Origin of the sequence: Gilliamella sp. B3022, assembly GCF_028751545.1 — a bacterium.
GTDB lineage: Bacteria > Pseudomonadota > Gammaproteobacteria > Enterobacterales > Orbaceae > Gilliamella.
On sequence record NZ_CP071867.1, the window covers coordinates 798,242 to 818,185 of the forward strand.

Here is a 19,944-nt window from a genome sequence, read left to right on the forward strand (position 1 = left end):
TCAATATTGGAGTTTTAATTGTGATTCTGATGATAGTAAGTGGACGTTCTGGTTCAGGAAAATCAATTGCTTTACGAGCGCTAGAGGATATGGGATTTTATTGTGTTGATAATATTCCTGTCGCTTTATTACCGCAATTAGCCGATGCATTAAAAAATAATAATACGCCTGTTGCTGTTAGTATTGATATTCGCAATTTACCTATCAATTTTGAATTTAATTACGATATACTGCAAAAACTTCCTGAATCAGTAACACCTGAAATCATTTTCTTAGACTGTAGCCGTAATACTCTTATCCGTCGTTATAGTGAAACAAGGCGAATCCATCCTTTAGCCAACCAAAAATATTCACTTGAGGAAGCAATCGATCTTGAAGAAAATTATTTAGAATCGTTAAAATCACATGCAAGTTTAGTAATTAATACTGATAATCTTTCCGTTCACGAATTATCTGACATTTTAAGAACACGTATTTTAGGTAAAAAAGAGCGTGAATTGACTATCATTTTTGAATCATTTGGGTTTAAACATGGATTACCAGTTGATGCCGATTTTGTATTTGATGTCCGTTTTTTACCTAATCCTCATTGGGATATCAATTTAAGACCCCTAACCGGATTAGATAAACCTGTTATAAATTATCTATCCAAACAAGATGAAGTAACCAATTTTATTTATCAAACCGCTAATTATTTACAACAATGGTTGCCAATGTTGGAGAAAAATAATCGAAGTTATTTAACTATCGCTATTGGCTGTACCGGTGGACAACACCGTTCTGTTTTTATTGCAGAACAGTTAGCTGAATTTTTTCAAGCACAAAATAAACAAACACAAATTCGCCATCGAACATTAGAAAAAAGATAATTATTTATTTAGATCATTATTAAAATTCCATGCATCTTCTAAACGTTTTATACAATGTTCAAAAATGTATTTTAATGTTACTTTTGGTTTAGATTCTGTTGGTAATGGAATTACAAGTTGACTGACTTTGATTAATTCAATATCTAATGGTAAGTTAGCCAGTTTATTTTTAAGCACATTGATCGTCTGTGGATGTGGGTGCCCAATAGCAATGGCTGAACCATTTTTACGTGCAACTTTGATAGCTAACTCGAATTGTTGACTAATAGCAGCTTCATTTTGCTTATCATCTAGAAATACATCTCGTTCTAAGACGGGAATATCATAAATACTTGCAGCATCTATGACCGCTGTTTTTCCGACAGTTTTACTATCTAAAAAAAACATTGAGTGATGGCGGAGTGCTTTCATAACATTTTCCATTCCAATTTGGTTGGATGTCATTAAGCTACCCATATGATTATTAACACCAATTGCATGAGGTACTTGTGCTACCGCATCGGTTACAATACGATCAACTTCCTCTTCTTCCATATAAGGATACAAAGTATCTTTTTCTAACGGCTGCTTACCAAATGGCGCCATTGGCAAATGAATGATCACATCATTACCATGTTGATGAGCGATATTTGCAATACGATGCGCATTTGGAGAATTAGGCAATACCGCCACAGTAATATTAGGCGAAAGCTTAATAATTTGTTCTTCATTATGTTGCCTATAGCCAAAATCATCAATAACAATTGCTAACTGTGCCGCCCATACATTGCTTGTTTGTAATAATAGACCGAGGGCCATTGAACTAAGTAAACGAACCACTATTTTAACCATCCACTAGGATTTAACGCTTTTCCATCTCGACGAATTTCAAAATATAATCCTGAACTATTTTGCCCACCACTAGAGCCTACTAAAGCAATGGGTTGACCACTATAAATTTTATCACCGACTGCCACAAGCACTCTCTGATTATATCCATACAAACTCATATCACCTTTACCATGTTCAATTGCGACAACAAAACCATAACCTTGTAACCAACTCGCTAATATTACTCGTCCATTGGCTATCGCTTTCACTTGTGTACCATCTTTAGCATTTATCACCATTCCTTTCCAATATAATTCACCTTGTAGTGACTCACCAAATCGATGTAAGACAGTTCCACTTACAGGCCAATTAAACTGGCGTTGTGGTTTACCAATGCCACTCACTCGAGCCATGAGCGAACGCTCATCAGGGCTTAAAGTATAATTATTATTTTTTTGTTTTGCTTGTATATTTTTTGCTTGTCTTGCTTCTTCTTCTGCTACACGCCGGCTTTCTCTCTCAGCTTCAGCAATTTTTGCTTGTAGTTTTGTCTCATTTTCATGCAATTGAGCCAGTTTTTGTTGATTTACTTGCATGGATGATTCTAATGAAGTAATCGTTTTTTTTCTATCTTGACGATTTTTTTCAAGTCCTATTTGTTCCTGCTTTTGTTTTGTTTGTAACGTTTGCTGGGAGACCTGTTTCTTTTGTAAAGCTAATTTTTTTTCGTTAAGCTGTAATTGAGTTTCACGCAGAGCATTAATATGTTGTTCTCTGGCGTCATTAATGTAACCAAAATAGGTGATAAGACGTTCATTACGTTCACTTTGTTCACTAGCAAAAATAAGCTCAAAACCTGTTTTTTTACCTAGTTTAAAAGCTGTTTCAAGTTGCTTTGCTAATGCGCGTCTTTGTTGCTGTTGTTTAACATTTAACTCATCGATCTGCTTGATTAACTGAGTAATTTCCTTATTAAGTTTATTCAATGTGACATTATTTTTTTCAATTGAAGTCAACAGTTTGGCAATCTCAGTTTCTTGGTGTTTGAGATCACTCACTAATTGTGTTCTTTCCTTTTTCTGTTCAGCTAAACGAATTTCTTGTTCTTTAATTGACTGGCGCAAAGTTTGTAACTTCTGATTATCATCCATAGCATACAAGAAGTTGGCGTGCATTAATCCAATTAAAATAGGGATAAGAAATTTTTGATAAATAGCCATAGAATTGTAATTAGGATTTATTATCAAACGTAAATGATAAAATACTATACATACAAATAACTAAATAAGCAAAATGTATACCATCTCAGTGGGTTTAAGAATAATTGCAGCATAATAGTATATTAGATATTTCACAAGCACTGATAAAAAGTATAAAATATAAAACTATTTAAATTACCAAAAAATCAATTCAACCATAAAGATAACATCATGCAAAAGTTTAATGTCAAAACCTTTCAAGGGTTAATACTAACGTTACAAGATTACTGGGCTAATCAAGGTTGTACGGTGATTCAGCCGTTAGATATGGAAGTCGGGGCAGGAACCTCTCACCCTATGACTTGCTTACGAGCTCTTGGTCCCGAGCCTATTAATGCTGCTTATGTACAACCTTCGCGTCGCCCTACCGATGGTCGCTATGGCGAAAACCCAAACAGGCTACAACATTATTATCAATTTCAAGTTATCTTAAAACCTTCTCCTGACAATATTCAAGAGCTATATTTAGGTTCATTAAAAGAGTTAGGTCTGGATCCAACTATCAATGATATTCGTTTTGTTGAAGACAACTGGGAAAACCCAACTTTAGGCGCATGGGGACTAGGTTGGGAAGTTTGGTTAAATGGTATGGAAGTTACCCAATTTACTTATTTTCAACAAGTTGGAGGACTTGAGTGTAAACCTGTTACAGGTGAAATTACTTATGGTCTTGAACGACTCGCTATGTATATTCAAGGTGTAGATAGCGTATATGATTTAGTTTGGAGTGACGGTGCATTTGGTAAAACAACTTATGGCGATGTGTTTCATCAAAATGAAGTGGAACAATCAACTTATAATTTTGAATATGCCAATACTGAATTTTTATTTTACTGTTTTGAACAGCATGAAAAAGAAGCTAAATTTTTACTTGAACTCGAAAAACCACTGCCATTACCGGCTTATGAACGTATTTTAAAAGCTGCTCACTGTTTTAATTTACTTGACGCACGTAAAGCAATTTCAGTTACTGAAAGGCAACGGTATATTTTACGAATCAGAACATTAACCAAAATGGTGGCTGAAGCATACTATGCATCACGCGAAGCACTCGGCTTCCCTATGTGCCAAAATTCACGTTCTAACCCAAGCGTAGCAAAGTAGGAATTTAAAGATTATGCAAAAAACATTTTTAGTGGAAATTGGTACTGAAGAGTTACCTCCAAAATCACTCCGAACATTAGCTGAGAGTTTTGCAGCGAATTTTATTGAACAACTTGATAATGCCAAATTGGAACACGGTGAAGTACTTTGGTATGCATCGCCTCGTCGTTTAGCATTAAAAGTATTGAATTTAAATGATACACAGCCAGATAGCCAAATCCTGAAACGTGGTCCAGCAGTGAGTGCTGCATTTGATGCAAATGGCAATCCAACCAAAGCAGCGGAAGGATGGGCTCGCGGATGTGGTATTAGCGTAGTGCAGGCTCAACGGATCCAAACTGATAAAGGAGAATGGCTTTGTTATACGCAAAATCAAAAAGGCCAGCCTGTAGTTAATTTATTGTGTGAAATGGTAAAAAATGCATTAAGCAAATTACCCATTCCTAAACCGATGCGTTGGGCTGCCCGTCAAGTTGAGTTTATTCGACCAAGTCATACTGTAACGATGCTTTATGGTGAAGATTTAGTGCCTGGTATTATTTTAGACATTGAATCTAACCGAGTAATTCGTGGTCATCGCTTTATGGGTGAACAAGAATTTACTATCGATAATGCTGATCAATATCCTGATATTTTAGAGCAACGAGGTAAAGTCATCGCGGATTATGATAAACGTAAAGCTATCATCAAACAACAAGCTCAAGCTGCTGCAGCTAAACTGAATGGTAAAGCAGATTTAACCGACAGTTTACTTGAGGAAGTGTCTTCTTTAGTTGAATGGCCAGTAGTGTTAACAGCTAAATTTGAAGAACGCTTTTTAGCTGTACCTGCCGAATCATTGGTCTATACCATGAAAGGCGATCAAAAATATTTCCCAGTTTACGATAAGCAAGGCAAACTGCTACCAAATTTTATTTTTGTGGCAAATATTGAATCAAAAGACCCACAAGTGGTGATTTCAGGTAATGAAAAGGTTGTTCGCCCTCGCCTTGCGGATGCGGAATTCTTTTATCAATCTGATTTAAAACAACGTTTAGAAGATCGCTTACCTCGTCTTGAAACCGTTCTATTTCAACAACAATTAGGAACAGTTAAAGATAAAGCGTTGCGCTTAGAAGCTTTGTCTGGCTTTGTTGCCGATAAAATAGGTGCTAACGTTGAACAAGCTAAGCGTGCAGGTAAACTGACTAAATGTGATTTAGTGACAAATACCGTTTTTGAGTTCCCTGAAACGCAAGGTATCATGGGTCGCTATTTAGCACTAAAAGATGGAGAAAGTATCGAAATAGCTACAGCTATCGAGGAGCAATACAAACCTCGCTTTGCTGGTGATGAGTTACCGAGTACTTACGTGTCATGCGCTGTGTCTATTGCCGAGAAAATGGATACTTTAGCGGGTATTTTTGGTATTGGTCAACACCCTAAAGGTGATAAAGATCCATTTGCGTTACGTCGTGCAGCCATTGGCGTTCTACGTATTATTGTTGAAAAAGCGCTACCTTTAGATTTGTCAGATTTATCAAGTTATGCGGTGTTACTATATGGCGATAAGTTAAACAATAAAAATGTTGTTGAAGATATTGTTAGCTTTATGCAAGGACGATTCCGTGCTTGGTATCAAGAACAAGGTTTTACCATTGATACCATTCAAGCTGTATTAGCACTCAATCCAACTAAACCTGCCGATTTTGATGCCAGAGTTAAAGCAGTAACGCATTTTAGGACATTATCGGAAGCATCGTCATTAGCGGAAGCCAATAAACGTGTTTCAAATATTTTGTCTAAAACCGATAGCATTATCTCTGAACATGTAAATGCTGCCCTGTTGGTAGATGGTGCTGAAGGAGAATTAGCTAAACATGTGGCAATATTAACGGATAAATTAGCGCCTTACTTTAAAGATGGACGTTATCAAGAGGCTTTAGTTGAATTAGCCGCGCTTAAAACACCAATTGATGCCTTCTTTGAGAAGGTCATGGTGATGGTAGATGATGAACAGGTTAAACTCAATCGTTTAGCCCTTTTGAAAAAGCTACAAAATTTATTTTTAAAAGTTGCTGACATTTCACTTTTACAATAATATCCCTTTCGTTAATTATATTTAGTGGTAACTTAATAGTTACCACTAATGAGGTAAGAATATAAACATGCAAACAGAACTCTCTTTTTCCATAGTTTTTACTCAGGCCGCTAATTTTATTCGAAATCGGTTTTGGCCAATCGCGCTAATCAGTTTATTCTTAAATTTAGTCTCATCATTAATTTTAAAAAATACAGTTGATCTAGCTACTCTCACTCAACTTCTTCAAACAGAAAATTCAAGCGCATTTCCACATTTATTAAAATTGCTAGTAATTAAATTAGTATTATTTATAGTAATTGATGCTATTTTAATTGCCGTTATTTATAACTATTCTATCCATGAAAAACTGAATTTAAATACAGTATTCTCCAGAATGTTACCCAATTTACTCTATATGATTGGTTTTGAATTGGTATTCTTAATCATATTGCCAGTAGTATTTCTATTTGGGGGATTAATATTTATGATTTTAGGATTAATTATTCCAAATACTGTAGCCATTTTTTTATTTGTAATTGTCGCGATTGTATTTGCTGTATTTTTTAATGCACTTTACTATAATTTTTGTGGATTAATCACTCAACCAACGACTAAAACTTTTTTCGAAAAATTCGCTGAGTGTAACAGATATACCTTAAAGTATTGGCGTTTCGCTCTTCCAATGATGCTAATATATTTTCTTGTAATTTTAGTCGTTTCGCTTTTTAATTCAGTAAACAGTAATACTTTTTTATCTGTTATTTATTCAACATTATTAACAATCTTAAATATTTTTACAATTTGCTTCTTTTATCGATTGAATATGCTATTAACAAATAACAAATCAGATCTTGAAGCAACTGAGCAAAATAACAATTTAATTATTTAAATAATAATTACTTTCTCATATTACCCTATTCACTTTCGTGACTAGGGTAGTTAAAATTAAATAATTAACCTATTTTATTTCATCCTAGTAGACACCACTATGACACCTGCGATTAACCTTCTCAAAAAGTTAAATATCACATTTAAAATTCATCAATATGAACATAATCCTAATGATACACATTATGGACAAGAAGCCGTGAATAAACTCGCTCCCAGTTTAAACGTAGTTGCTGCACAAGTGTTTAAAACATTGGTTGTGAGTTTAAATGGTAACGATAAGACGTTAGCAGTTTGTGTATTACCTGTTGATAATCATTTAGATCTTAAAAAAGTAGCCAAAGCGCTGAATTGTAAAAAAGTCGATTTAGCAGATCCTAGTTTAGCTCAAAAAATTACCGGTTATTTAGTAGGAGGTATTAGTCCATTAGGACAGAAAAAGCAATTACCTACTGTTATAGATTCAAGTGCAGATCAACTAGAAAAAATGTTTATTTCGGGAGGAAGAAGAGGCTTAGAAATAGAACTGATCCCACAAGATTTAGCTAGAATATTAAAAGCAACATTTGTAGAAATAAAATCTTAATTTTATATAAATCTGCTTTTGTTTTATAACAAATCGCTGTGTGTTGAAAAAAGAAAATAGCCAAGAAAAACTAGGCCACAAGACAACGTCTTATGACCAAAAGTACATCCCATCAATATAATAAAATAGGAAGAAAAACCAAACTTATTTGATTGCTTCTTTTAAGCTTTTACCAGATACAAACGCTGGTACTTTACTTGCGGCAATTTTGATTTCTTTACCAGTTTTTGGATTACGACCAATACGAGCTTTACGATCGTTAACTTTGAATGTACCAAAACCAACTAATTGCACGGATTCACCCGCTTTCAATGATTCAGTAATAGCTGCTAATGTTGCTTCTAGAGCTGTTTTTGCAGCAACTTTTGTAATATCTGCTTTGCTAGCAATAGCATCGACAAGTTCTGTTTTATTCATGGAAATATCCTTACATAATTATTTTATTGTTAAAGTTAACATTATAAGCAATGCCGAGAATCAACTTTGCTTCTGTAAACAACCTCAGATTACATTGTTATTAAATGTAGTCTATATTCTCCTAATGTTAAAGAAAAATTTGGTAAAAAATAAAAAAATGACGCATTTAAAAGCTTAATCGCTCAAAAAAACACCAATATTACTTATTGCTGATTCTCGAATATCGGCTTTTAAACCTTTTATTAAGTCAATCATATCGTTATTTTCATCTCGTAATAATCGATAGATTTCCCATTGAAAATCAAATTCATCAATCACACTAGGTAAAGTTTGTTGCTCATCTTCACTTAGAGCAATATTTGATTTTGTCATTTCAAATTCTGCAACAGTTGTTGCCGATATACTACTCACTTTTATTGCGTGCTCAGCTATTTCACCAGTTAAGTGAGAGTGTAACACCTCACTTAAAGCCTGACATGCATCAATAGCAGGGTAAATCATGTAGGGACTATTTTCGGTGATAATAGGAATAATGACTTCTAACTTTTCCAATTGTAAATCAAAATTGATTTTTACATTATCAATCAGTAATGATTCCCACATCAGATCAAGTATCTTTTTATAACTTTTAGCATCTTCTTCATTTTTCTGCTGTTTTGCATAAAAGACAAAATTTGGATACATTCTCTCACACAAACAAAGCATAAATAAACGTTGTTGCCATAATGCTAATTTTTCGATTCTTAACTGAATTGGATTTTTAATCATGATGAAACCTTTTGGAGCGTTGATGTACAGCCTCAATTAAATATTGTACATGTTCTACTGGAATATCTTGATGAATACCGTGTCCTAAATTAAAAATATGACCATTCTCTGTACCATACTCTTTAAGAACAGTATCAACATTAGATTCTATTGTTTGTCTATCAGCATATAAAACCGACGGATCTAAATTACCTTGCACAGCAATTTTACCTTTTTGTCGAATATCACTTAAATTAACGGTCCAATCAACACCAATCGCATCGCAGCCAGTGTTAACAATATTATCTAACCATAATCCACCACCCTTGGTAAACAATGTAACAGGCACATATGAGGTGATATCCGGAGTTTTATTACCTCGTTTTAACTTTGATAAAATTAATTGCATATAGTTGAGAGAAAATATTTGATAACTTTGATGACTTAACACTCCCCCCCAAGTATCAAATATCATTATTGATTGAGCTCCCGCTTCAATTTGTGCGTTTAAATATAAAGCAACACTGGTTGACAATTTTTCAAGTAATAGATGCAGTGCTTTGGGATTACTATAAAGCATCTTTTTTATTTTGGTAAAAGCTTTACTGCTTCCCCCTTCAATCATATAAGTCGCCAACGTCCAAGGACTACCAGAAAAACCGATTAAAGGAACTTTGCCATTAAGCTCTTTTTTTGTCAGGCTTATCGCATCCATTACATAGCTTAGAGACAATTGCGGATCGGGAATAGGTAATTTTTCAATATCAGATAAGTGAGATATAGTTTTAGCAAATTTGGGACCTTCCCCCGCTTCAAAATATAATCCAAGTCCCATTGCATCAGGAATGGTTAATATGTCTGAAAAAATAATTGCTGCATCAAGATCAAACCGACGTAATGGTTGTAAAGTCACTTCACACGCTAATTCTGGTGTTTGGCACATCGTCATAAAATCACCAGCTTTAGCTCGTAACTGTCGATACTCAGGCAGATAACGTCCAGCTTGTCGCATCATCCAAATAGGGGTGTAATCAACAGGTAAACACTGTAATGCGCGTAAATAACGATCATTTTTTAATTGATTCATATTATTTGCTCTGTAAGTGATGATTGTACTTTGTAAAGAAGTTTCAGATTAGCACTACGTTTCAGTAAAAACATCTCGTTTTATTTATTATTTTCTATCTTGTGGCTGAGATAAAGAACGTTGGGCATAACGAATTAAAGTTTCAGAAATATTTTGCATTACACTACTTTCAGGTGCAAACCGATGCCAATAAAGCATTCGTCTTTGGTATAAACCTTCGGTCAAATTTACCAATTCACCATTTTTTAACTCTTGCTCAACTTGTAACATCGGTATCATACAACAAGCAGATCCTTGCTTAGCAAGCTGAACAAAGGCTTCTGATGAACTTGTGATATGACAAATTACACTGCCAGGTGTAAGATTAAAATTTTCTTGTAAAAAAGCTTGATGCATATCATCCAAATGGTCAAAAGCAACCGCAGGTGCTTTTAAAAGCGAAGATCGAGTCACACCATTAGGAAAGTATTTTTTAGCAAACTCAGGAGATGCAACAAAAATATAGTCAAGCGCCCCTAGTAAATCAGATAAACAACCAGGTAATGGATTAGCTTGAATACTGATGGCCGCAACCACCGTGCCTAAACGCAATAGTTCTAAAGTATGCTCTTCATCCCTTACTTGAATATCAAAACGAAGAATATTTTTATCCAACACGGGTTTTAAAGCAGGTAAAAGCCATGTGGCTAAAGAGTCTGCATTAATCGCAATAGATAACGACAAAGGGGTCGTATTTTGCTCATTATCACCTAACCATTGCTGTTCTAATAATTCAACTTGATGAAGCAATCCTAGAAGATGCTCTCCTTGTTTAGTGGCTTTCGGTGGTATAGTTCTAACTAATAATTGTTGACCGAAAAAGCTCTCTAATTGTTTGATACGCTGTGATACGGCTGGTTGTGTAATACACAATTTATCAGCTGCTCGTTCAAATCCCCGTTCTTTTATCACTGCATCTAATGCTTGTAATGCTCTATAATCTGGACGCTTCATAATCTCTTTACTAATGATTTGATCATTGATTGGATATTCAAGCTATTTTAATATCGTAAAAAATTTTTAATAGATCAAAAATTAATATATTTCTTAAAATACTAATGATTTTTGCTTTCCAATTGGGTACTATGCCATATCTTTAATAATTTTTCTTTTAAAATTTTATTTTTTTGAGAAAATTATCCTTCAGATAGGATGATATCATGACACAAGACGAATTAAAAAAAGCTGTAGGCTGGTCAGCCTTAAAATATATCAAACCAAATTCTTATGTTGGAGTGGGAACAGGTTCTACTGCGTCTTATTTTATTGATGCATTAGCTACAATAAAAGATCAGATTAAAGGCACCGTTTCAAGTTCGGAAGCATCGACACAAAAATTAAAAAGCTACGGTATTCCAGTATTAGACTGTAATGATGTTGATAGTTTAGATGTATATGTTGATGGCGCTGACGAGATAAATCAACAATTACAAATGATCAAAGGCGGGGGTGCTGCATTAACACGTGAAAAAATAGTCTCAGCGCTGGCTAAACAGTTTATTTGTATTGTCGATGAATCTAAAGTCGTCAATGTTCTTGGTAAATTTCCACTTCCAGTAGAAGTAATTCCGATGGCCCGTTCTTATGTTGCTCGAGAATTATTTAAACTTGGCGGTAAGCCAATCTATCGACAAGGTGTAGTGACCGATAATGGCAATGTTATTTTAGATGTGCATGATCTTCTTATCACCAATCCTGAGCAATTAGAACATCGGATTAATAATATTGCAGGAGTGGTAACCGTTGGATTATTTGCCAATAAAGGGGCAGATATTGCATTAGTCGGATGTCGCTCAGGTGTAAAAGAGTTAAATAAAGCTATCTAATTTTTAAAAATTTAAAATTTTAAATCATAGTAAATACCAAATCTATTTTGTAGGAAAGAGAGGAAATAATGGTTGTTCAGTCGTTAACAAAAGATGAAAATAAGTTTGTATTACTTGAAGGTATCCACCCTAGTGCGGTTGAAACACTTAAATCAGCAGGTTATAGCAACATTGAATATCATAAAGGTGCATTATCGGAATCGGAACTCAAGGCCGTTTTAAAAGATGCAAGATTTATTGGAATTCGATCACGAACACACTTAACGAAAGATATCATTGATGCCGCCCCTAAACTTGCTGGGATTGGTTGTTTCTGTATTGGTACCAATCAAGTTGAACTTAATGCCGCTACCGTTAAAGGTATTCCTGTTTTTAATGCACCGTTTTCTAATACCCGTTCTGTTGCAGAGCTAGTATTAGCTGAAGCGATTTTATTACTTCGTCGTGTACCAGAAGCCAATGCCAAAGCTCATCAAGGAAAATGGAATAAAATGGCTACAGGCTCCCATGAAGCGAGGGGTAAAAATTTAGGTATCGTTGGCTATGGTCACATTGGCAGTCAATTGAGTGTACTTGCTGAAGCATTAGGTATGAATGTTTACTTTTATGATATTGAAACAAAATTGTCATTAGGCAATGCCAAACAAATTTCAACTATGAAAGAGTTACTTGCCATGAGTGATATCGTCAGCATGCATGTTCCTGAAAATCCAACAACAATTAAAATGATCGGTAAATCAGAAATTGATATGATGAAATCAGGAGCAATCTTAATTAACGCTTCCCGCGGTAGTGTCATTGATATCGATGCCCTAACTCAAGCGTTAGAAGCCAATAAGCTCAGTGGTGCAGCAATTGATGTATTTCCAACTGAACCAGCCAGCAATAATGATCCATTTGAGTCGCCATTATGTAAATTTGATAATGTCATTATTACTCCACATATTGGTGGTTCAACCAGCGAAGCCCAAGAAAACATTGGTATTGAGGTGGCAACAAAACTGGCTAAATACTCAGACACAGGAGCAACACTTTCCGCAGTTAATTTCCCTAAAGCTGCTCTACCAATTCCAGCAAAAGGGTCAAGTCGTTTTATTAATATTCACCATAATCAACCTGGGGTATTAACGGCAATTAATACTTTATTTGCAGAACAAGGCCTCAACATATCTGCGCAATATCTGCAAACGGACCCTAAGATTGGTTATGTTGTTATTGATATAGATAGAGTAGAACAAAGCAAAGCTGAAGAGTTATTAGTTAAATTAAAAAATGTAGAAGGCACAATTCGAGCGAGATTATTATTTTAATAATGCGTTCGAGCAGTAATTTTTTTAAGGATAATAAATAAAATTATCTTTTGAGCAATTTTAAATAAAATCGGAAATTACTCAAGATCATTAAAAACTCAAAGCTTGTTATTATGTTAATTTTAATAAGCTTTGATATTTGCTATTGAGTTTAATACCCACTTTCTAAGATTTTAAATTTAGGTTTTCTTACTTATCTAACGGCTTTACTTTAATAACGTTAATAGCCTTTTGAATTAATGCATTATAGTATTTATCATCTAAATTATCGTCGGTAATGATGGTATCGACAGCACTTAAATTACACACGACATTCGGGCTGCGTCGTCCAAATTTTGAAGAATCCGCTAATAAAATTAGTTTAGCAGCAGCCTTACTCATTGCGACACTACCATGATAGCTTTCATTAAATGTAGTTACACCACCAACTAAATCTACGCCATCGGCACCCATAAAAAGTTTATCAAACGTATAGGATTCAAAAGCGGCGATGGCTGAAGCATTATTGCTATGAAATGAGGCTGATTTACGGCGAAATGTTCCCCCTGTTAAGATAATAGTTTGATCATTATCATTAGCTACCAGTTCATTTACCATATGTAAACTATTGGTCATAATAGTCAGATTATTGAATCTAGCAAGCATAGGGATCATTTGGGCAACCGTGCTACCTGCATCAAAGATAATTGAATCCCCCTCATAGATCAATTTAGCAGCTTCTTGAGCAATCGCTTTTTTAGCTACAGTATTAATGTAAGTTTTATGATCGATGGCTCTATCACCAATTTCACGATTTAGCATAGCGCCACCATAAGTACGCAAAACTAAACCACTTTCATAAAGCTGTGTAAGATCTTTACGAATCGTTGTACCAGTTGTTTTAAAGTGTCGAACTAATTCATCAACACTAACTTGTCCGTGATTTTGCAAGTATTCTAAAATAGCTGTCTGTCTTTGCCTTACCTTCATGCTTGGATCCCATCATTATTAGTGTATAAAAAATTAGTGTATAAAAATTTTTATTTTATATAATTATTATACTTTATAATGAAAGAAAATACTTTTCAAAATAAAAGTTAATTTTACTTATTGGCAGTCAAAGCAACTATTAATGCACTTTGTGAAGACGGCTCACTGGGAAATACCTTTTCAGGTATGATATCTAAAACTGACAGTCCATGTAATTGTGAGACGGGTTTGGGTTTAGCAAATACCGTGATCCCTTTCATAATAACAGAATCAATGACTATCTGGTTTTCATCCAATGAAAGCGCAATTAATACTCTCGGTTTAAAATGTTTATTTTTACTACGGCCAACACCCAAGTACCTACTTCTTTTCATAGATGAAAAAGCATGATTAAAACGGCGTATTTGCAACCAACTCAAAATAATTTGGGTACACCATGCAAACAATGCCATGACAATTAGCGTATTGGTCATAATTATGATTTGTCCATTTGATATAAACTAAATAATGAAGTGCGATAAGTTTTACATTAACTTACGCACTTTATTCTAATTAAAACATTACTTGACCACCAGTTATATTAATTGATTGTCCTGTGCAATAAGAAGCTTTGTCACTTGCATAAAATAATAGGACATTAAGCACATCTTGATAATCACAACCACGTTTTAGTGGTACTTTATCAATATAAACTTGCTCAACTTGGTCTTCCTCAATACCTAACTTTTTAGCATATTGAGGTATTAATGATTGGAACATGGGTGATTTTAATAAATTACCTAACATTAATGAGTTAACAGTAATACCATAATCAGCAAGATCAAGAGCTAATGATTGAGTTAAACCAACGCCACCAAATTTAGCCGCACTATATCCAGAGTTATGTTTACTGCCCACTTTACCCGATTTTGAATTAATTTGAATAATTCGACCAGAGATTTTATGATTTACCATTAATTTAGCAAATTCACGTGCACATAAGAAATAACCTGTAAGGTTAACATTCACTGATAGTTGAAAGTCGCTTAATATAAAATTAGTAACCGGTGCAGCTTTAGCAATGCCAGCGCTGTACACCATTAAATCCGTACGTTTAAAAGCATCATCAACATCACTCGCCAGCTGGATAACACTCTTTTCGTTCGTTGCATCAACACCAAAACCTTTTGCAGCACCCATACCATGTTTTTGATTTATCTCGTTTGCAACTTTATTGGCGTTAGCGATATTTAAATCGGCAACAGCAACCTTGTATCCAGCATCAGCAATCCCCTTACATAAGAATTCACCTAAAGTTTGACCACCACCTACAATAACTGCTACTTGTTTCATTTTTATATTCCTTAATTAGTTAAAATTCTAATTTCATCACCGACAAAAAGTTTTGCAGGGATGTCACCTTTTACATGCACCGTTCCAGGTAATTCAGCTTGATTATTACCATCAAACCTTATTGTGATATGTCCTAACTGTTGAAAATTAACATTTGCTACATCACCTACCGCTGTAATGTTATAAATACGACTGCCTAAATAAATTACTTGCCCGACTTGCAAATTCTGCTTTAAAACATCATGGCTATGAATAAAACAGTAATCTGCTAAATCTGCTGGTGCGCCAGTTTTAAATAGAATTAGCATGCCATCGGCTAATGCTTCTAATGCAAATTCACCGATTTGATTAATATTTGAATGATAGATAACTTTGGACATTTTTAACCTTCTCATATTTTGACTAAACACTCATTTCCATTACTATCGTCAGCTTAAAATGGGATGTACAATTCCATTTTTTAGTTCGTTTATTGATAAATAAATAATGATACGGCCCAAGCGATTAATACAGTTGGTGCACCAGTTAAAAATCGACTGACTAAAACAGAAGGAACGCCAACTCTAACTGTATCTTGCTTAGCTTCAGCCAATGACAACCCAACAGGGATAAAGTCACATGCGGCCTGAGCATTTATGGCAAATAACGCAGGTAAAGCTAAATGTGGTGGAATATGACCAAGTCCTATTTGCACCCCAACTAAAGTACCAATAACTTGTGCAATTACCGCGCCAGGACCTAAGAATGGTGAAAGCAAAGGAAAAGAACAGATTAACGATAATATAACCAGACCAAGTGGATTATTAGCTAATGGTACAAGACCATGTGCAATAAAGTCACCTAAACCGGATGCGATGATTATTCCTATTAATGCCGATACAAACGCCATAAAAGGAAGGATGGTTTTAAGTACTGTATCAATCGTATCACGACCAGCTTGGAAGAAAACTGCAACACCGGATCCCATTCCAATACCAATTTTTGCCAATAAACCATCACTTTGTTCAGTAATTTTTTTACTGCTATCATAATCTTTAAAATTAGAGGTGGTGCCGCTCGCTTGGTATTCCGTGTTGTCACCAACTTCATCTTCTTTTTCAATTAATGTGATATTGTGTGGTTTTACAGCTGACACATAAATGTCTTCAACAATATATTGCGCAAGAGGCCCTGATTTGCCCGTTGCATGAATATTAATGGTTGGTATGCGATTTTTTGGATAAATACCGCACCGTAATGTACCACCGCAATCAATTATAGCCACGCCAATGTCTTCTTTTGGTGGTTCCCCTTCTTTAAAACCATCAATCGCTTGCCAACCCGTTAATTGGGTGAGAGTGTCAACAATTGTAGGTCGCGTACCGGCAGCAATATAGACAATTTTTTTTCCAGCAATGACAGGCAATTCTAAAGGTCCGCCCCAACCAGATTCACCTTTTTCTATACGAATAAATTCAGCCATTTTGTGTTCCTTATCATTGTTATAAATGCACTTTTCTATCTAATTTAATACCCATTTTTCGTTCGAAAATGGCTGTACAAAAGTCTGTGATCCAACCTCTAAAAAAGTTTGTACCTAAACCGATGAGGAAATAGCTAACCGCTAAAGGACCTAATGGTAAATTTAAAGTGGTTAAGCCTGCTGCTACCCCTAAATAAACAAAAAGTTCACCAGGATTAACATGAGGAAATAAACCATTCATTGAATGGCAGCTATAAGATGAAGCAGCGTAATAACTTGGTTTGTAAAACTCTGGCATAAAGCGTCCTAGACTTAGTGTCATTGGATTACAAAATACAAAAGTACCAATTAGCGGTAAAATCAAATAACGAGAAACAGGATTACCCGCACAAGCTTGAGCTAGACGTTCAATACGTTCTTGTCCAATAAATTTAATCAGTGCGTTCATCACTACAAGCAATGAAATTAATAATGGTAAAATCGACGTTACCATCCCCACAAAAACTTTTCCTCCTTCCTGAAATAAACCAATAAACCATTCAGCACCAAATGAAATAGCATCAATCATATTGTCTCCTATTGAGTTGAATTTCGATTAAATACTATCAACATCAAAAACAAATAACTTTTAACTAGATCACACTTTGAAATATTTTCTTTTATTTTGAAAGAAATAAATTAGAAAATAATTAAAAAAAAAGGTGTTTATGAAACGATTGGCATCCATAGATTGCTAAAATAGCAGTGATAGACAACAATAGCTCATTTTGATTGGACTTTAATTGATAGTTAGCGTAATTTGTAAATACTTACTTGTTTTGTTTTTCAACTTAAGGAGAATATCATGGCTAAAAGTATTACCTCATCTAAATCTAAAAAAGTTGCTAGTGTAAAGAAAATACAGCAATCAGCAATTTTGTTTCCTACTGATTTAGGTCAAAAGGCATCAAAAGATATTTCCGGCGCAATGAACTCTGTATTAGCAGATGTGTTTGCCTTATATTTAAAAACTAAAAACTTTCATTGGCATGTAAGTGGTCCTCATTTTCGTGATTACCATTTAATGTTAGATGATCACGGAGATGAATTATTTGCAATGACTGATCCAATTGCGGAACGTGTGCGCAAATTAGGTGGCACAACATTACGTTCTATTGGTCATATATCAAAATTACAAAGTATTTCTGATAATGATGCAGATTTTGTTGAACCTTCAGATATGATTGCTGAACTTTGCCAAGATAATATTAAACTTACCACTCGTATGCGTGTTGCACATGATATTTGTGATAAATATAACGATTCAGCAACAGCAAGTTTGATTGAAGAGTGGATAGATCAAACAGAAAAACGTGCTTGGTTTTTATTTGAAACCAGTCGTAAATTGGATTCTTCGGGTCACTAAAAATTTAGTAATGCTGAATCATTATCCCTAATAAGAGACACATTATTGTGTCTCTTTATCATTTCATTAAGGGGGAATTACAAATGAGTAAAAAAATTGCTGTTCTTGTTGGGAGTTTACGTAAAGAGTCCTATAATTTAAAAGTAGCCAAAGTGTTTCAACAGATTGCACCACCATCACTCTCACTCAATATTGTTGAAATAGGTGATTTACCTTTTTACAACGAAGATATTGATGCTGATACGCCACCACAATCTTATAATCGTTTTCGTCAAGAAATTACTCATTGCGATGGTGTGATTTTTGTTACACCAGAATACAATCGAGGATTACCTGCTGTCATAAAAAATGCACTGGATGTTGGTTCACGTCCTTATGGTAAAAGTGTTTGGTCAAAAAAACCAGCCGCTGTGGTTTCGGTATCACAAGGTGCCATTGGTGGCTTTGGTGCCAATCATCAGTTACGACAATCTTTAGTTTTTCTTGATATGCCTACATTACAACAACCGGAAGCTTACATCGGTAATATTGGTACAGCTTTTAGTGAAAATGACAATATTAATGAAAAAACCAAGTCTTTTCTTTCATTAATTATTGAAAGTTATGCTAAATGGGTTGAACAGCTAAGTTAATAATGATTTATTTTAATATCCACAACCAATATAATTGACTGTGGATATTATTAAATTTATTTGAAACACATGCTAAACTTCCATCCTTCTAATGAACAAGAGTTATTAAATCGAGCAAAAATGGCTGCTGGTTATAGCTTTGCTGAGATAGCTCAGTATGTCAATATTCCTATCCCTGCTAATCTTAATAAGCAAAAAGGATGGGTAGGCAATCTGATTGAAACTTACCTTGGTGCGAATGCTGGCAGTAAAGCAGAAAGAGACTTTTCTAAATTAGGTATTGAGCTAAAAACAATTCCAGTCAATAAAGACGGTAAACCATTAGAAACCACCTTTGTCAGCGTTATTCCCTTAATGGCAAATCACGGTGTGATTTGGGAAACCAGCCATGTTAAATACAAACTTAGCAAAGTGCTTTGGATCCCTATTGAAGGGGAAAGAAGTATACCTCTTGCAGAAAGAAAAGTTGGAGAACCAATACTGTGGACACCAACTTTTGAACAAGAGCAACAGCTTAAACAAGATTGGCAAGAATTGATGGATATGATAGCACTTGGTCAAGTTGAAAAAATTACCGCACGTTATGGCACCTATTTGCAGATTAGACCTAAAGCAGCCAATGGAAAAGCTTTAACTCAAGCCATTGGTAAAAATGGCGAGATCATTTTAACTCGCCCAAGAGGATTCTATCTTAAAAAGTCATTCACTTCACAAATCCTACAGAATTCCATTGATCATTTTAGTTAAAAAGAATTGATCATTTAATTTCTATCACCCTTATTTTTTTAGCCTTACAAAACTTTTTTTTTCGTTAAGAAAAAATCATTTCTTTTATTTTGAAAGATTAAAATACCACTTTAAAAATATTTGTTAGAGGTGATGCTGAAAAAGTTAACAGTTTGATTGCGGTATTAAATGCAAATTATATTGATGTATTAGTCTTTAGTAATAAAATGGCAAATCAATTATTTGATTAAATTCATGAATAAATTGACACATAAATATAATATTAAACACCATGTTATTTTCATAAACTGTTTTTAAAATTTGTGACTCTATTAACAGATTCTTAGATTATTAACCTCGATAATCATGTCTATCTTCAATCTTTGATCTTTTATTCTTCATTTTGGAAAAAAC

General features: G+C 34.5%; 22 protein-coding genes. 10 read left to right on the top strand and 12 right to left on the bottom strand.

The annotated features are described in order from the left end of the window. The first annotated feature begins 20 nt into the window (after positions 1-20). Positions 21-869 carry an RNase adapter RapZ gene (gene rapZ, locus J4T76_RS03495; RefSeq protein WP_416380289.1) on the top strand — a complete coding sequence of 283 codons (849 nt, stop codon included), beginning with the start codon at positions 21-23 and terminating at the stop codon, positions 867-869. Here rapZ and J4T76_RS03500 read toward each other — a convergent pair whose 3' ends face one another. Together J4T76_RS03500 and envC are read right to left on the bottom strand one after the other, a co-directional pair. Next, the gene (locus J4T76_RS03500) at positions 870-1,688 is read right to left on the bottom strand and encodes a divergent polysaccharide deacetylase family protein (protein ID WP_267341621.1); all 819 of its coding nucleotides are present in this window, start codon (positions 1,686-1,688) and stop codon (positions 870-872) included. After that, a complete protein-coding gene (envC, locus tag J4T76_RS03505) occupies positions 1,688-2,899 on the bottom strand; it encodes a murein hydrolase activator EnvC (RefSeq protein WP_267341619.1) in 1,212 nt (403 codons plus the stop codon). The genes J4T76_RS03500 and envC overlap by 1 nt, the downstream gene beginning before the upstream one ends. 210 nt (positions 2,900-3,109) lie before the next feature. On the opposite strand from envC, the gene glyQ reads away from it, so the two are divergent. The 4 genes from glyQ (at position 3,110) to ybaK (ending at position 7,578) form a co-directional block, all read left to right on the top strand. Next, the gene (glyQ, locus tag J4T76_RS03510; protein ID WP_267341617.1) at positions 3,110-4,042 is read left to right on the top strand and encodes a glycine--tRNA ligase subunit alpha; all 933 of its coding nucleotides are present in this window, start codon (positions 3,110-3,112) and stop codon (positions 4,040-4,042) included. 10 nt (positions 4,043-4,052) lie between these two features. Next, positions 4,053-6,122, top strand: a complete 2,070-nt coding sequence (gene glyS / locus J4T76_RS03515) for a glycine--tRNA ligase subunit beta (protein WP_416380290.1) — start codon at positions 4,053-4,055, stop codon at positions 6,120-6,122. Positions 6,123-6,189: 67 nt separating this feature from the next. Continuing rightward, the gene (locus J4T76_RS03520; protein WP_267341614.1) at positions 6,190-6,993 is read left to right on the top strand and encodes a hypothetical protein; all 804 of its coding nucleotides are present in this window, start codon (positions 6,190-6,192) and stop codon (positions 6,991-6,993) included. Positions 6,994-7,092: 99 nt separating this feature from the next. Then, the gene (ybaK, locus tag J4T76_RS03525; RefSeq protein WP_267341612.1) at positions 7,093-7,578 is read left to right on the top strand and encodes a Cys-tRNA(Pro) deacylase; all 486 of its coding nucleotides are present in this window, start codon (positions 7,093-7,095) and stop codon (positions 7,576-7,578) included. A gap of 144 nt (positions 7,579-7,722) precedes the next feature. Here ybaK and J4T76_RS03530 read toward each other — a convergent pair whose 3' ends face one another. The 4 genes from J4T76_RS03530 to J4T76_RS03545 form a co-directional block, all read right to left on the bottom strand. Next, positions 7,723-7,995 (bottom strand): HU family DNA-binding protein, encoded by a 273-nt coding sequence (locus J4T76_RS03530; RefSeq protein WP_267341610.1) that lies wholly within the window; start codon positions 7,993-7,995, stop codon positions 7,723-7,725. Positions 7,996-8,169: 174 nt separating this feature from the next. Beyond that, complete coding sequence (locus tag J4T76_RS03535; RefSeq protein WP_267341608.1) at positions 8,170-8,763, bottom strand: YjaG family protein; 594 nt, start codon at positions 8,761-8,763, stop codon at positions 8,170-8,172. After that, positions 8,756-9,829 carry a uroporphyrinogen decarboxylase gene (hemE, locus tag J4T76_RS03540; RefSeq protein ID WP_267341606.1) on the bottom strand — a complete coding sequence of 358 codons (1,074 nt, stop codon included), beginning with the start codon at positions 9,827-9,829 and terminating at the stop codon, positions 8,756-8,758. The genes J4T76_RS03535 and hemE overlap by 8 nt, the downstream gene beginning before the upstream one ends. A gap of 87 nt (positions 9,830-9,916) precedes the next feature. Beyond that, positions 9,917-10,822, bottom strand: a complete 906-nt coding sequence (locus tag J4T76_RS03545; RefSeq protein ID WP_267341604.1) for a LysR family transcriptional regulator ArgP — start codon at positions 10,820-10,822, stop codon at positions 9,917-9,919. Between the two features lie 206 nt (positions 10,823-11,028). Here J4T76_RS03545 and rpiA point away from each other — a divergent pair, with 206 nt between their 5' ends. Together rpiA and serA are read left to right on the top strand one after the other, a co-directional pair. Beyond that, positions 11,029-11,694, top strand: coding sequence for a ribose-5-phosphate isomerase RpiA (gene rpiA, locus J4T76_RS03550; protein ID WP_267341602.1), 666 nt, complete (start codon positions 11,029-11,031; stop codon positions 11,692-11,694). A gap of 68 nt (positions 11,695-11,762) precedes the next feature. Further along, positions 11,763-13,004, top strand: a complete 1,242-nt coding sequence (gene serA / locus J4T76_RS03555) for a phosphoglycerate dehydrogenase (RefSeq protein ID WP_267341600.1) — start codon at positions 11,763-11,765, stop codon at positions 13,002-13,004. 189 nt (positions 13,005-13,193) lie between these two features. Here the strand turns inward: serA and srlR are convergent, their stop codons facing one another. The 6 genes from srlR to srlA form a co-directional block, all read right to left on the bottom strand. Next, positions 13,194-13,973, bottom strand: a complete 780-nt coding sequence (gene srlR, locus J4T76_RS03560; RefSeq protein ID WP_267341599.1) for a glucitol operon DNA-binding transcriptional repressor SrlR — start codon at positions 13,971-13,973, stop codon at positions 13,194-13,196. A gap of 113 nt (positions 13,974-14,086) precedes the next feature. Beyond that, a complete protein-coding gene (locus J4T76_RS03565) occupies positions 14,087-14,446 on the bottom strand; it encodes a transcriptional regulator GutM (RefSeq protein ID WP_267341598.1) in 360 nt (119 codons plus the stop codon). 79 nt (positions 14,447-14,525) lie between these two features. Beyond that, complete coding sequence (gene srlD, locus J4T76_RS03570; RefSeq protein WP_267341596.1) at positions 14,526-15,305, bottom strand: sorbitol-6-phosphate dehydrogenase; 780 nt, start codon at positions 15,303-15,305, stop codon at positions 14,526-14,528. An 11-nt stretch (positions 15,306-15,316) separates the two neighbouring features. Continuing rightward, complete coding sequence (locus tag J4T76_RS03575) at positions 15,317-15,685, bottom strand: PTS glucitol/sorbitol transporter subunit IIA (RefSeq protein WP_267341594.1); 369 nt, start codon at positions 15,683-15,685, stop codon at positions 15,317-15,319. Positions 15,686-15,774: 89 nt separating this feature from the next. Further along, a complete protein-coding gene (gene srlE, locus J4T76_RS03580) occupies positions 15,775-16,767 on the bottom strand; it encodes a PTS glucitol/sorbitol transporter subunit IIB (RefSeq protein ID WP_267341593.1) in 993 nt (330 codons plus the stop codon). 19 nt (positions 16,768-16,786) lie between these two features. Then, positions 16,787-17,335, bottom strand: coding sequence for a PTS glucitol/sorbitol transporter subunit IIC (srlA, locus tag J4T76_RS03585; RefSeq protein WP_267341591.1), 549 nt, complete (start codon positions 17,333-17,335; stop codon positions 16,787-16,789). A gap of 276 nt (positions 17,336-17,611) precedes the next feature. On the opposite strand from srlA, the gene J4T76_RS03590 reads away from it, so the two are divergent. From J4T76_RS03590 to mutH, 3 genes are all read left to right on the top strand, one after another. Continuing rightward, positions 17,612-18,172, top strand: coding sequence for a Dps family protein (locus tag J4T76_RS03590; RefSeq protein WP_267341589.1), 561 nt, complete (start codon positions 17,612-17,614; stop codon positions 18,170-18,172). 83 nt (positions 18,173-18,255) lie between these two features. After that, positions 18,256-18,804: an NADPH-dependent FMN reductase gene (locus J4T76_RS03595; protein ID WP_267341587.1), complete on the top strand. Its 549-nt coding sequence runs from the start codon at positions 18,256-18,258 to the stop codon at positions 18,802-18,804. A 69-nt stretch (positions 18,805-18,873) separates the two neighbouring features. Then, entirely contained in the window at positions 18,874-19,551 is a 678-nt protein-coding gene (mutH, locus tag J4T76_RS03600) for a DNA mismatch repair endonuclease MutH (protein ID WP_267341586.1), read from the top strand. Positions 19,552-19,944 lie beyond the last annotated feature (393 nt).